At 60.1% G+C, this 13953-nt stretch carries 14 protein-coding genes; 13 read left to right on the top strand and 1 reads right to left on the bottom strand.

The window, feature by feature from the left end; genetic code table 11:
* Positions 1-36: 36 nt before the first annotated feature.
* The 13 genes from leuS to lipA all read left to right on the top strand — a co-directional run bounded on the left by leuS (position 37) and on the right by lipA (position 13544).
* Positions 37-2619, top strand: coding sequence for a leucine--tRNA ligase (gene leuS, locus AC6I7Z_RS05870; protein WP_497813488.1), 2583 nt, complete (start codon positions 37-39; stop codon positions 2617-2619).
* Positions 2620-2633: 14 nt separating this feature from the next.
* Positions 2634-3227 carry an LPS assembly lipoprotein LptE gene (gene lptE, locus AC6I7Z_RS05865; protein WP_497813487.1) on the top strand — a complete coding sequence of 198 codons (594 nt, stop codon included), beginning with the start codon at positions 2634-2636 and terminating at the stop codon, positions 3225-3227.
* Entirely contained in the window at positions 3224-4255 is a 1032-nt protein-coding gene (holA, locus tag AC6I7Z_RS05860; protein WP_033751822.1) for a DNA polymerase III subunit delta, read from the top strand. The genes lptE and holA overlap by 4 nt, the downstream gene beginning before the upstream one ends.
* On the top strand, positions 4248-4892 hold the full coding sequence (nadD, locus tag AC6I7Z_RS05855; RefSeq protein ID WP_497813486.1) for a nicotinate-nucleotide adenylyltransferase: 645 nt from the start codon (positions 4248-4250) through the stop codon (positions 4890-4892). Before holA ends, nadD begins: the two co-directional genes overlap by 8 nt.
* Positions 4893-5011: 119 nt before the next feature.
* Positions 5012-5329 carry a ribosome silencing factor gene (gene rsfS / locus AC6I7Z_RS05850; RefSeq protein WP_033788909.1) on the top strand — a complete coding sequence of 106 codons (318 nt, stop codon included), beginning with the start codon at positions 5012-5014 and terminating at the stop codon, positions 5327-5329.
* A gap of 3 nt (positions 5330-5332) precedes the next feature.
* Positions 5333-5803, top strand: a complete 471-nt coding sequence (gene rlmH / locus AC6I7Z_RS05845; protein WP_033751828.1) for a 23S rRNA (pseudouridine(1915)-N(3))-methyltransferase RlmH — start codon at positions 5333-5335, stop codon at positions 5801-5803.
* A gap of 34 nt (positions 5804-5837) precedes the next feature.
* The gene (gene mrdA, locus AC6I7Z_RS05840) at positions 5838-7742 is read left to right on the top strand and encodes a peptidoglycan DD-transpeptidase MrdA (protein WP_497813485.1); all 1905 of its coding nucleotides are present in this window, start codon (positions 5838-5840) and stop codon (positions 7740-7742) included.
* Positions 7743-7750: 8 nt separating this feature from the next.
* Positions 7751-8863 carry a peptidoglycan glycosyltransferase MrdB gene (gene mrdB / locus AC6I7Z_RS05835; RefSeq protein WP_497815405.1) on the top strand — a complete coding sequence of 371 codons (1113 nt, stop codon included), beginning with the start codon at positions 7751-7753 and terminating at the stop codon, positions 8861-8863.
* Positions 8864-8873: 10 nt separating this feature from the next.
* Entirely contained in the window at positions 8874-9962 is a 1089-nt protein-coding gene (gene rlpA / locus AC6I7Z_RS05830) for an endolytic peptidoglycan transglycosylase RlpA (protein WP_497813484.1), read from the top strand.
* Between the two features lie 130 nt (positions 9963-10092).
* Positions 10093-11304, top strand: coding sequence for a D-alanyl-D-alanine carboxypeptidase DacA (gene dacA, locus AC6I7Z_RS05825; RefSeq protein WP_497813483.1), 1212 nt, complete (start codon positions 10093-10095; stop codon positions 11302-11304).
* Positions 11305-11404: 100 nt separating this feature from the next.
* On the top strand, positions 11405-11668 hold the full coding sequence (gene ybeD, locus AC6I7Z_RS05820) for a DUF493 family protein YbeD (RefSeq protein WP_033751835.1): 264 nt from the start codon (positions 11405-11407) through the stop codon (positions 11666-11668).
* An 81-nt stretch (positions 11669-11749) separates the two neighbouring features.
* Entirely contained in the window at positions 11750-12409 is a 660-nt protein-coding gene (gene lipB, locus AC6I7Z_RS05815; protein WP_497813482.1) for a lipoyl(octanoyl) transferase LipB, read from the top strand.
* Positions 12410-12578: 169 nt separating this feature from the next.
* Positions 12579-13544: a lipoyl synthase gene (lipA, locus tag AC6I7Z_RS05810; RefSeq protein ID WP_033751839.1), complete on the top strand. Its 966-nt coding sequence runs from the start codon at positions 12579-12581 to the stop codon at positions 13542-13544.
* Positions 13545-13647: 103 nt separating this feature from the next.
* Here the strand turns inward: lipA and tatE are convergent, their stop codons facing one another.
* Positions 13648-13851: a twin-arginine translocase subunit TatE gene (tatE, locus tag AC6I7Z_RS05805; protein ID WP_033751842.1), complete on the bottom strand. Its 204-nt coding sequence runs from the start codon at positions 13849-13851 to the stop codon at positions 13648-13650.
* Positions 13852-13953 lie beyond the last annotated feature (102 nt).

Below are 13953 nucleotides of genomic sequence, written 5' to 3'. Positions count from 1 at the left end.
AAGCTAAGCGTTATTCATTAAGGACCATAGGCTGCCATGCAAGAGCAATACCGCCCGGAAGAGATAGAATCCCGCGTCCAGCAACACTGGGACGAAAACCAAACGTTCAAAGTGACCGAAGATGAGAGCAAAGAGAAATATTACTGCCTCTCCATGCTGCCCTATCCTTCCGGCCGCCTACATATGGGCCACGTGCGTAACTACACCATTGGCGACGTGATCGCCCGTTACCAGCGTATGCTCGGCAAAAACGTGCTGCAGCCGATCGGCTGGGACGCGTTTGGCCTGCCGGCGGAAGGCGCGGCGGTAAAAAACAACACCGCGCCGGCGCCATGGACCTACGACAACATCGAATATATGAAGAACCAGCTGAAACTGCTGGGCTTCGGCTATGACTGGAGCCGCGAGCTGGCCACCTGCAAGCCGGAATACTACCGCTGGGAACAGTGGTTCTTCACCAAACTCTATGAAAAAGGCCTGGTTTATAAAAAAACCTCGGCGGTGAACTGGTGCCCGAACGATCAGACGGTGCTGGCGAACGAACAGGTTATCGACGGCTGCTGCTGGCGCTGCGACACCAAAGTCGAGCGCAAAGAGATCCCGCAGTGGTTCGTTAAGATCACCGACTATGCCGATGAGCTGCTTAACGACCTCGACACGCTGGAAGAGTGGCCGGAGCAGGTCAAAACCATGCAGCGCAACTGGATTGGCCGTTCCGAAGGGGTCGAGATCACCTTCGACGTCGCCGACAGCGAAGAGAAAGTGACCGTTTACACCACGCGTCCGGACACCTTCCTTGGCGCGACCTACGTCGCGGTCGCCGCTGGCCATCCGCTGGCGCTGCAGGCGTCGATGGGCAACCCGGTGCTGGCTGACTTTATCGCCGAATGCCGCAACACCAAAGTCGCTGAAGCGGAGATGGCGACGATGGAGAAAAAAGGCATGGCGACCGGCCTGTTCGCCATCCATCCGCTGACCGGCGACAAAGTGCCGGTCTGGGTCGCCAACTTCGTGCTGATGGAGTACGGCACCGGCGCCGTTATGGCGGTTCCGGCGCACGACCAGCGCGACTGGGAGTTCGCCACCAAATACGATCTGCCGATTACGCCGGTCGTGCTGAACCAGGACGGCAGCGAGCCGGACGTCAGCGCCGCCGCGATGACGGAAAAAGGCACCCTGTTCAACTCCGGCGAATTCAGCGGCCTGAGCCATGAAGCGGGCTTCAACGCTATCGCCGACGCGCTGGCCGCGAAAGGCGTCGGCGTGCGCAAGGTCAACTACCGTCTGCGCGACTGGGGCGTCTCCCGTCAGCGCTACTGGGGCGCGCCGATTCCGATGGTGACGCTGGAAGATGGCACCGTGATGCCGACGCCGGAAGATCAGCTGCCGGTGATCCTGCCGGAAGATGTGGTGATGGACGGCATTACCAGCCCGATCAAAGCGGACCCGGAGTGGGCGAAAACCACCGTCAACGGCCAGCCGGCGCTGCGTGAAACCGATACCTTCGACACCTTTATGGAGTCCTCCTGGTACTACGCGCGCTACACCTGCACCAACTACGATGAAGGTATGCTGGATCCGGCTGCGGCCAACTACTGGCTGCCGGTCGATCAGTATGTCGGCGGGATTGAACACGCCATCATGCACCTGCTTTACTTCCGCTTCTATCACAAGCTGCTGCGCGACGCAGGCCTGGTAACCTCTAACGAACCGGCGAAGCGTCTGCTGTGCCAGGGGATGGTGCTGGCGGACGCCTTCTACTACCACGGCGCCAACGGCGAGCGCAACTGGGTCTCGCCGGTCGACGTCACCGTCGAACGCGACGAGAAAGGCCGCATCGTGAAAGCGACCGACAGCCAGGGCCGCGAGGTGATTTACGCCGGCATGAGCAAAATGTCGAAGTCGAAAAACAACGGCATCGACCCGCAGCTGATGGTCGAGCGCTACGGCGCCGACACGGTTCGCCTGTTTATGATGTTCGCTTCGCCGGCGGAAATGACGCTGGAGTGGCAGGAGTCCGGCGTCGAAGGCGCAAACCGCTTCCTGAAGCGCGTGTGGAAACTCGCCTGGGAGCACACGGCGAAAGGCGCGACGGCAGCGCTGGATATCAGCAGCCTTAACGACGATCAGAAAGCGCTGCGTCGCGATCTGCACAAAACCATCGCCAAAGTTTCCGACGACATCGGCCGTCGTCAGACCTTCAACACCGCCATCGCGGCGATTATGGAGCTGATGAACAAGCTGGCGCGTGCGCCGCAGGAGAGCGAGCAGGATCGCGCCCTGATGCAGGAAGCGCTGCTGGCCGTCGTGCGCATGCTCTATCCGTTTACTCCGCACGCCAGCTATGTGCTGTGGCAGGAGCTGGGCGGCGAAGGCAGCGTGGACAACGCCGACTGGCCGGTCGCGGACGAGGCGGCAATGGTAGAAGAGTCGCTGCTGGTGGTTGTGCAGGTAAATGGTAAAGTGCGTGGTAAAATTACCGTGGCCGCCGACGCGACGCAGGAGCAGGTTCAGGCTCGCGCCGCCCAGGAACATCTGGTGGCGAAGTACCTTGACGGCGTCACCATCCGCAAAGTGATTTATGTACCCGGCAAACTGCTTAACCTGGTCGTAGGTTAAGTTCAGGAGGAACTGTGCGACATCTGATTATCAGGCTGTTTGTCCTGCTGGCGGTGATGGTTACCGCCGGCTGTGGTTTTCATCCGCGCGGCACCACGCAGGTGCCGAGCGAGCTGAAAACGCTGATCTTGAACAGTGGCGATCCGTACGGTCCGCTGGCGCGCACGGTGCGTCAGCAGCTGCGCATCAACAACGTCACCATCGTTGAAGATACGAAGCAGAACCGTACCGACATCCCGACGCTGCGCCTGGGCGGCGAAACGCAGGGCCGCGATACCGCCTCGGTGTTTATCAGCGGTACCACGGCGGAATACTCGCTGATGATGAACGTGACGGCGCAGGTTCTGCTGCCGGGCAAAGGCATCTATCCGATCAGCACCACGGTGTATCGTTCGTTCTTCGATAACCCGAACGCGGCGCTGGCGAAAGATGCCGAGCAGGACATGATCGTGCAGGAGATGCGTCAGCGCGCCGCAGAGCAGCTGGTGCGTAAACTGCTGACCGTGCATGCCGCGCAGATGAACCAGAAAGAGACGCTGCCGGCGTCGGCCCGCGAACCTGCGGTGCCCGCGCCAGCCTCCTCCTCTTCCGCTACCAGTACGCAATGATCAGGATCTATCCTGAGCAACTAGGCGCGCAGCTCCGCGAGGGGCTGCGCGCTTGCTATTTGTTAGCCGGAAACGAGCCGCTGCTGCTGCAGGAGAGCGCCGACGCGATTCGCGCCGCTGCCGTCGCGCAGGGGTTTGAGGAGCATTTAAGCTTTACGCTCGACGCCCAGACCGACTGGGAAAGCCTCTTTGCCAGCTGTCAGGCGCTCAGCCTGTTCGCTCAGCGTCAGACAATGACGCTGCTCTTCCCGGAAAACGGCCCCAACGCCGCGATGGCCGAACAGCTGAATAAGCTGGCGGGCCTGCTGCATGCCGATATTTTGCTGATTTGCCGCCTGGCGAAGCTGACCAAAGCCCAGGAGAACAGCGCCTGGTTTAAAGCGCTCTCCGCCCATGGCGTGCTGGTGCCGTGCCAGACGCCGGAGCAGGCGCAGCTGCCGCGCTGGGTGGCGACGCGCGCCAAAAGCATGAAGCTCTCGGTAGACGACGCGGCGATCCAGCTGCTCTGCTACTGCTACGAGGGCAATCTTCTGGCGCTGGCGCAGGCGCTGGAGCGCCTGTCGCTGCTCTGGCCCGACGGCAAGCTGACGCTGCCGCGCGTGGAAGAGGCGGTCAGCGATGCGGCGCACTTTACCCCGTTTCACTGGGTGGACGCGCTGCTGGCGGGCAAAAGCAAGCGCGCGCTGCACATTCTCCATCAGCTGGAAAAAGAAGAGAGCGAGCCGGTTATTCTGCTGCGCACCCTGCAGCGCGACTTAATGACGCTGCTGCACCTGCAGCGCCATCAGGCGCAGCAGCCGCTGCGCGCATTGATGGATCAGCAGCGCATCTGGCAGAACCGGCGCGCGCTGTTTACCGAGGCGCTGCAGCGCGTGGACGGCGCGCGCCTGCAGCGCGCGATCCGCCTGCTGACGCAGATTGAACTCACCCTGAAGCAGGATTACGGGCAGCGTATCTGGCCGCAGCTGGAGACGCTCTCGCTGCTGCTCTGTCATCGACATTTTCCTGCGAGCTTCGCCAGTGTCTGACCTTCACGCCCTGTTCGGCGGCACCTTCGATCCCATTCACTTCGGCCATTTGCGGCCGGTAGAGGCGCTGGCGCAGCAAACCGGCCTGGCGCGCGTGCTGCTGCTGCCCAACAACGTGCCGCCGCATCGCCCGCAGCCGGAAGCCAGCGCGGCGCAGCGCGTCGAGATGCTGCGCTGCGCTATTCAGGATCGACCGCTGTTCGATATCGATACCCGCGAGCTGATGCGCGACACGCCGTCGTGGACGGTGGCGACGCTGGAGGCGCTGCGCGCCGAACGCGGGCCGGATCAGCCGCTGGGATTTATCATTGGTCAGGACTCGCTGCTCAACCTGTCGGGCTGGCATCGCTGGCAGGATTTGCTGTCGCTTTGTCATCTGCTGGTGTGCAAGCGTCCCGGCTACCCGGCCGAGATGGCGTCGCCGGAGATGCAGCGCTGGCTGGAGAGCCATCTGGCTGTTGATACGGCGCAGCTGCACCAGCAGCCCGCCGGCTTTATCTGGCTGGCCGATACGCCGCTGGTGAATATCTCCGCCACGGAAATCCGTCAGCGCCGTCACGCCGGCCTGTCGTGCGAGCAGCTGTTGCCGCCGGCCGTTATCGACTATATCGACCGCGAAGGCCTCTATCTGAAATAAGCGCTCACCGGGCGTATATCGCACAGGCAAAGGCGTGCTATACTGCGCGGCTCAATTTTTTGGCTGCCTTATCGGGGCCAGCAGCCGGCCCGCTACTATCCGTATTAAAGGGGAACCTTTTGCAAGGTAAAGCACTCCAAGAGTTCGTTATTGATAAGATTGATGATCTTAAAGGTCAGGATATCGTCGCGCTCGACGTTCAGGGTAAATCCAGCATCACCGACTGCATGATCATCTGCACCGGCACCTCGACGCGCCACGTCTCCTCTATCGCCGATCACGTGGTGCAGGAGTCGCGCGCCGCCGGTTTGATTCCGCTTGGCGTGGACGGCAAAAATGCCGCTGACTGGGTGGTGGTCGATCTGGGCGACGTCATCGTGCACGTCATGCAGGAAGAGAGCCGCCAGCTGTATGAGCTGGAAAAACTCTGGAGCTGACGCGTGAAACTGCAGCTTGTGGCCGTGGGCACGAAGATGCCCGACTGGGTGCAAACCGGTTTCACTGAGTATCTGCGTCGTTTTCCCAAAGATATGCCGCTGGAGCTGGTGGAAGTCTCTGCCGGAAAACGCGGCAAAAACGCCGATATCAAGCGTATCCTGGAAAAAGAAGGCGAGGCGATGCTGGCCGCAACCGGCAAAGGCAACCGCATCGTTACGCTCGATATTCCCGGCCAGCCGTGGGAAACGCCCCAGCTTGCTCAGCAGCTGGAGCGCTGGAAACAGGATGGCCGCGACGTCAGCCTGTTGATTGGCGGCCCGGAAGGCTTATCGCCCGCCTGCAAAGCCGCCGCCGAGCAGAGCTGGTCGCTTTCCGCGTTGACGCTGCCTCATCCGCTGGTGCGCGTGCTGGTCGCTGAAAGCCTCTATCGCGCCTGGAGCATCACCGCCAATCATCCTTATCATCGTGAATAACCGGTAAGGCTAACCCCGACATTTTAAGTAGCGGATGAAATTACAAAGCAACGCCTTTCGCGATTACAGTGCCGAGCAGAAGCTCTTTGTCCGTCGGGCGTTAATTGCGTTCTTCGGCATTCTGGTGCTCTCCAGCGTACTGGTGGTCAATCTTTACCACCTGCAAATCCTGCGCTTTGAAGATTACAGTACCCGCTCTAACGAAAACCGCATCAAGCTGGTGCCGGTGGCGCCGAGCCGCGGCATTATCTACGACCGCAACGGCACCGCGCTGGCGCTTAACCGCACCATCTATCAGGCGGAGCTGGTGCCGGAAAAAGTCGACAACCTCAAGCAAACGCTGGAAGATCTGCGCCCGGTGCTGGATATCACCGACGAGGATCTCGACGCCTTCGATAAAGAGCGCAAGCGCTCGCGTCGCTTTACCTCGATTCCCGTTAAGGTCGGCCTTAACGACGTGCAGGTGGCGCGCTTCGCCGTCAACCAGTACCGCTTCCCCGGCGTCGAGGTGAAAGGCTATCAGCGTCGCTACTATCCCTACGGCCCGACGCTGACGCACGTCGTCGGCTACGTCTCCAAAATTAACGACCGTGACGTGGCGCGCCTCGATAAAGAGGGCAAATGGCCGAACTACGCCGCGACGCACGATATCGGCAAGCTAGGCATCGAAAGCTACTACGAAGATGTGCTGCACGGCATTACCGGCTATGAAGAGGTCGAGGTGAATAACCGCGGCCGCGTGATCCGCCAGCTGCACGAGCAGTCGCCGCAGGCGGGGCGCGATATCTGGCTGACCATCGATCTCAAGCTTCAGCAATATATCGAAACGCTGCTGGCCGGCAGCCGCGCGGCGGTGGTGGTCAGCGATCCGCGCACCGGCGAGATTCTGGCGATGGTCTCCACGCCCAGTTACGATCCAAACCTTTTCGTCGACGGCATTTCGGGTAAAGATTACCGCGGCCTGCTCAACGACGAAAACCGCCCGCTCTATAACCGCGCCATTCAGGCTTCCTATCCGCCCGCCTCGACGGTGAAGCCCTATGTAGCGGTCTCCGCGCTGAGCGCCGGCGTCATCAACCGCAATACCAGCCTGTTCGATCCCGGCTGGTGGCAGCTGCCCGGCTCGGAAAAACGCTATCGCGACTGGAAAAAATGGGGCCACGGCCGCCTCAACGTGACCAAATCGCTGGAGGAGTCGGCGGATACCTTCTTCTATCAGGTGGCGTATGACATGGGCATCGATCGCCTGTCGGAGTGGATGAACAAATTCGGCTACGGCCACCGCACCGGCATCGATCTGCCGCAGGAGAGCGCAGGCAACATGCCGACGCGCGACTGGAAGATGAAGCGTTTTAAAAAGCCGTGGTATCAGGGCGACACCATTCCGGTCGGCATCGGTCAGGGCTACTGGACCGCGACGCCGCTGCAGATGAACAAGGCGCTGATGATCCTGATTAACGACGGCATGGTCAAAGTGCCGCACCTGCTGCGCGCTACCCGCGAGGGACGCACCATGGTGCCCTGGCGTCAGCCGCCGGGCGAACCGATCGGCGACATTCACTCCGGCTACTGGGAGATCGCCAAAGACGGCATGTACGGCGTGGCGAACCGCGCAAACGGCACGGCGCATAAAAGCTTCGCCGACGCGCCCTATAAAATCGCCGCCAAATCGGGCACCGCGCAGGTCTTCGGCCTGAAAGAGAACGAAACCTATAACGCGCATAAGATCGCCGAGCGTCTGCGCGACCATAAACTGATGACCGCCTTTGCCCCCTATGACAAACCGCGCGTCGCCGTCACCATGATTCTGGAAAACGGCGGCGCAGGCCCGGCGGTCGGCACGGTGATGAGGCAGATTCTCGACCACATTATGCTGGGCGACAACAATACGGCTCTGCCGGACGCGGTCCCTACCCCGCCCGGCTATGAAGGTGAATAACGATGTCGATGAACGATAGTCCGCAGAAAAGATCGATCTGGACGCGTATCCACATCGATCCGCTGTTTATGCTGGTGATTCTGGCGCTGCTCGCCTATAGCGCCATCGTGATCTGGAGCGCCAGCGGCCAGGATCCGGGCATGATGGAGCGCAAAATCGGCCAGATTGCGATGGGTCTGGTGATGATGCTGGTGCTGGCGCAGGTGCCGCCGCGCGTCTATGAGGGCTGGGCGCCCTATCTCTATATCGTCTGCGTGATATTGCTGATCGCGGTGGACGCTTTCGGCCATATCAGTAAAGGCGCGCAGCGCTGGCTCGACCTCGGCGTGGTGCGATTCCAGCCCTCGGAGATTGCTAAAATCGCCGTGCCGCTGATGGTGGCGCGCTTTATCAACCGTGACGTCTGTCCGCCGACCTTAAAGAATACCGGCATCGCGCTGATCCTGATCTTTATGCCGACGCTGCTGGTCGCGGCGCAGCCCGATCTCGGCACTTCTATCCTGATTGCCGCCTCCGGGCTATTCGTGCTGTTTCTTTCCGGCATGAGCTGGAAGCTGATCGGCGTGGCGGTGCTGCTGGTCGCGGCCTTTATTCCGGTGCTCTGGTTCTTCCTGATGCACGACTACCAGCGCGACCGCGTGATGATGCTGCTCGATCCGGAAAGCGATCCGCTCGGCGCGGGCTACCATATTATTCAGTCTAAAATCGCCATCGGCTCCGGCGGATTGCGCGGCAAGGGCTGGCTGCATGGCACCCAGTCGCAGCTGGAGTTTTTGCCGGAGCGGCACACCGACTTTATCTTCGCCGTGCTTGCGGAAGAGCTTGGTCTGGTGGGGGTGCTGATCCTGCTGGTGCTCTATCTGCTGCTGATCCTGCGCGGTCTGGTGATCGCCGCGCGCGCCCAGACCACCTTCGGCCGCGTCATGGCGGGCGGATTAATGCTGATTTTGTTCGTTTATGTTTTCGTTAATATTGGCATGGTAAGTGGTATCTTACCGGTGGTTGGCGTCCCTCTGCCGCTGGTCAGCTATGGCGGCTCGGCGCTTATTGTCCTTATGGCGGGATTCGGCATCGTAATGTCGATCCATACTCACAGAAAAATGTTATCTAAAAGCGTTTAAGAGGCTGCACATGCGTAAGGAATGGCCTGCTGTTGCTCTGGCACTACTGGTTTTGACCGCCTGTACCACCACCCAGGAGCCGCAAAACACCGCGCCGCCGCAACCGGCCTATAACGGCCCGGTGGTGGAAATACCGGGCGTCGAGCCAAAATATGAGCCCATTAATCCCGGCACCAGCCAGGATTACAGCGCGAACGGCAAGTCTTACCGTATCGTCAAGGATCCCTCTAACTTCAGCGAAGTGGGATTAGCCGCCTGGTACGGCGACGAAGCGCAGGGCAAGCGCACCGCCACCGGCGAAAGCTACGATCCCGACGCGCTGAGCGCGGCGCATCCTACGCTGCCACTGCCCAGCTACGTGCGCGTCACCAACCTCGCCAACGGTCGCCAGATCGTGGTGCGCGTCAACGATCGCGGTCCTTATACGCCGGGACGCATTATCGACCTGTCGCGTGCGGCGGGAGATCGCCTCAATATCTCTAACAATAGCCGCGTGCGCGTCGACTACATCAAGGTCGCGCCGGACGGCACGCTCTCCGGCCCCGGCACCATCGGCACCGTGGTGGCGAAGCAGAGCTACGCCCTGCCCGCGCGCCCCGATCTCGGCGGCAACGGCGTGATGAACGGCAGCAGCGAACCTGCCGCCGCGCCGGTGCCGGCGCAGGATATTCGCGCCGTCGACAACCGCACCCTGCAGAGCAACGGCGAGATGGGCGCGCCTGTCAGCAGCAGCGGCTTCCTCGGCGCCCCTCAGCCGCTGGCAAACGGCGTGCTGGAGGGCAGCGAGCCTGCGCCGCAGCCGGCCGCCGCGCCTGTAGCCGCACCTGCGGCGGCGGCGCCTGTCGCCAGCGGCGCGACCGCGCAGCCTTCAGGCGGTTTCGTGGTGCAGGTGGGCGCCATCAACGACGCCGCGCGCGCGCAGCAGATAGCGCAGAGCCTCGGAGAGAAATATGGCGTGCCCGGCTCGGTCGAAAATGCCGGCAACAACGTCTATCGCATTCAGCTCGGCGCTTTTAAAAACCGCGCCGACGCCGCTGCGCTGCAGCAGCGCCTGAATGCCAACGGGCAGGCTTCATTTATCACCAGCGCGCGTCGTTGAACCCTCGGCTCGCCGCGCTGGACATCTCTGCTAACAACAGAATGCCAAAGCCAGATGCCTGTAAAACAGGCATTTGCTATGATGAGCCACTTTTTTTTAACCTTAACTCACGGATGTTGTAGTCCATAACATGAACACGCTGAAACCCTCTCGTTTTCTGAAACGCCTGACAGTGGGATCACTGGTCGCCTTTTCGCTCAGCCACGTAGCATTTGCTGATGACGTCAACCTTAAAACGATGATCCCGGGCGTGCCGGATATCGATGCCGAAGCCTATGTGCTGATCGACTACAACTCGGGCAAAGTGCTGGCCGAGAAGAACGCCGACGCCCGTCGCGATCCCGCCAGCCTGACCAAAATGATGACCAGCTATGTGATTGGTCAGGCGGTCAAAGCAGGCAAGATCCACCAGGAAGATATCGTGACCGTCGGCAAAGACGCCTGGGCGACCGGCAACCCGGTGTTCAAAGGCTCGTCGCTGATGTTCCTGAAGCCGGGCGATCGCGTGCCGGTTTCCCAGCTGACGCGCGGCATCGTGCTGCAGTCGGGCAACGACGCCTGCGTGGCGATGGCGGACTATGTCGCCGGCAGCCAGGACGCCTTCGTCGGCCTGATGAACAACTACGTGAAGGCGCTGGGCCTGCAGAATACCCATTTCCAGACGGTGCATGGCCTGGATGCGGACGGCCAGTACAGCTCGGCGCGCGATATGGCGCTGATCGGCCAGGCGCTGATCCGCGACGTGCCGGACGAGTATTCGGTTTATAAAGAGAAAGAGTTCACCTTTAACAATATCCGCCAGACCAACCGCAACGGTCTGCTGTGGGACACCAGCCTCAACGTCGACGGCATTAAAACCGGCCACACCGAAGCGGCAGGCTACAACATCGTCTCTTCCGCCACCGAAGGCCAGATGCGTCTGATCTCGGCGGTGCTGGGCGGCCGCACTTTCAAAGGACGCGAAGTCGAGAGCAAAAAGCTGCTTATCTGGGGCTTCCGCTTCTTTGAAACCGTGGCGCCGCTGAAGGCGGGCAAAGAGTTCGCCTCTGAGCCGGTCTGGTTCGGCAACAGCGATCGCGTACAGCTGGGCGTAGAGAAAGACGCCTACCTGACCATTCCGCGCGGCCGCATGAAAGATTTGAAAGCCAGCTATGTGCTGAACAACAGCGAACTGCACGCCCCGCTGCAGAAAAATCAGGTAGTGGGCAGCATCAACTTCCAGCTTGACGGCAAGACCGTGGAACAGCGTCCGCTGGTGGTGCTGAACGAAGTGCAGGAAGGCGGATTCTTCAGCCGCATCATCGATTACATCAAGCTGATGTTCCATCACTGGTTCGGCTAAGCGGCCTGGCGGTTGAAAAGTCGCCACGTCGTCGCCATAACTACGCTATGATAAAGCTCCCGCTTCGGCGGGAGCCTGTTTTTTATGCACCGGAGTCAATATGAAAACCAAACTGAATGAACTGCTCGAATTCCCTACTCCTTTTACCTATAAAGTGATGGGTCTGGCGCAGCCGGAGCTGGTTGATCAAGTGGTTGAAGTGGTGCAACGCCATGCGCCAGGCGACTACTCGCCCGACGTCAAGCCAAGCAGCAAAGGCAACTACCACTCGGTATCGATCACCATTAACGCCACGCATATCGAACAGGTGGAAACCCTGTATGAAGAGCTGGGCAATATCGATATCGTGCGCATGGTGCTGTAAGTGCCGGCGTCGGCGAAGGGTCTTGGTCTTGCCCTTTGCCGACGTTATACTCAGCCTTTCCTCCTTAACCGGACCGCCGTTTTGTCAGCAGATACGCTTCTTATTCGTCAGCTCGGCCAGCGCGACTGGCAACCCGTCTCCGATGCCATGCATCAGTTCACCGACCGCCGTAACGGTGACAGCCGCGATGAAGTCTGGCTGGTGGAGCATCACGCCGTTTTCACCCAGGGCCAGGCCGGCAAGGCCGAACATCTGCTGATGCCGGGCGATATTCCGGTGGTGCAGAGCGATCGCGGCGGTCAGGTCACCTATCACGGCCCAGGCCAGCAGGTGATGTACGTGCTGATTGACGTTAAGCGCCGCAAGATCGGCGTGCGCCAGCTGGTGACCGCGCTGGAAGAGACGGTGATCGGCACGCTGGCGCACTTCGGCGTTGAGGCGCGCGCGCGTCCCGACGCGCCGGGCGTTTATGTCGGCGAGGAGAAGATCTGCTCGCTCGGCCTGCGCATCCGTAAGGGCTGCTCGTTTCACGGCCTGGCGCTTAACGTCGCGATGGATTTAACCCCTTTTCTGCGCATCAATCCCTGCGGCTACGCCGGGATGCGCATGACGCAGCTCAGCGCCTTTCAGCCCGGCGTCAGCCTGGCGGACGTGCAGCCGCTGCTGGTGGCGGCCTTCGCGCGCCAGCTGGGCTTTGTGCAAGTGGAGTGGCTGCCGGCTGAATCCGCGCCACTGCCTTAACCGTGCATGCGAATTTACAAAATTGTAACTTTTCCCGCCGCCGGACGGCTGCTTCTGCCAGGCGGAACTGATATAATTTTTGAAATTTTATCAAATAAAGTTGAAAGCTTTAGCGCTGGCCTGAAGGCGAAAGCTCTCATCACGCAATCCGACCGGAACCTGCAGACTTATGAGTAAACCAATTCAGATGGAACGCGGCGTCAAATATCGCGACGCAGATAAAATGGCGCTGATCCCGGTGAAAACCGTGGTGACAGAACGTCAGGAGCTGTTACGCAAGCCCGAATGGATGAAAATCAAGCTGCCAGCGGATTCCAGCCGAATCCAGGGCATCAAGGCGGCGATGCGCAAAAACGGCCTGCATTCGGTGTGCGAAGAGGCCTCCTGCCCTAACCTGGCGGAATGCTTTAACCATGGCACCGCGACCTTTATGATCCTCGGCGCCATCTGTACCCGCCGCTGCCCGTTCTGCGACGTGGCGCACGGCCGTCCTAACGCCCCGGACGCCGGCGAGCCGCTGAAGCTGGCGCAGACTATCGCCGATATGGCGCTGCGCTATGTGGTCATTACCTCGGTAGACCGCGACGATCTGCGAGACGGCGGCGCGCAGCACTTTGCCGACTGCATCAGCGCGATCCGCGAAAAGAGCCCGACCATTAAAATTGAAACCCTGGTGCCCGATTTCCGCGGCCGTATGGATCGCGCGCTGGAGATCCTCACCGCCACGCCGCCGGACGTCTTCAACCACAACCTTGAGAACGTGCCGCGCGTCTACCGCCAGGTGCGTCCGGGGGCAAACTACGACTGGTCGCTGAAGCTGCTGGAACGCTTTAAAGAAGCGCATCCGTCGATCCCGACTAAATCGGGTCTGATGGTAGGCCTGGGCGAAACTAATGCGGAAATTATCGAAGTGATGCGCGACCTGCGCCGTCACGGCGTCACCATGCTGACGCTGGGCCAGTACCTGCAGCCGAGCCGTCACCATCTGCCGGTTCAGCGCTACGTCAGCCCGGCCGAGTTCGATGAGATGAAAGAGGAAGCGCTGGCGATGGGCTTTACCCATGCCGCATGCGGGCCTTTTGTGCGCTCTTCTTATCATGCGGATATGCAGGCGAAAGGTCTGGAAGTGAAATAAATTCAGCCCTGTTGCAGGCAATAAAAAACCAGACGCTGTAAGGTCTGGTTTTTTTATGTCCGTGAGAAATAAATGGTTACATCTATTCTCTGGCGGTCATGCGTCACTCTTTATGGGTAACGCGCTCTGCCGGAACATCTTCAGCCGTTGTCTTGGTTGCGGTGGGTTCTTCGTCTTTCATGGCCTTTTTAAAGCCTTTGATTGCGGAGCCCAGATCGCCACCCAGTGAACGTAACTTGTTGGTGCCAAAAAGCAGTACGATGAGCGCACCGATGATCAGCAGTTTGGCAATACTGATACCTTCCATACTTTACCTTTCAACCTAAGCGAAAATGAACAGTGCTATTTACGCGCAGATCGCCGCCAACCTCAACTAGATTCTGTAACAGAGTAAGATTGTTGATGCAGC

Source organism: Pantoea sp. X-Soil-MYKO-1289, assembly GCF_059730625.1.
This window is presented reverse-complemented; position numbering and strand designations above follow the sequence as displayed.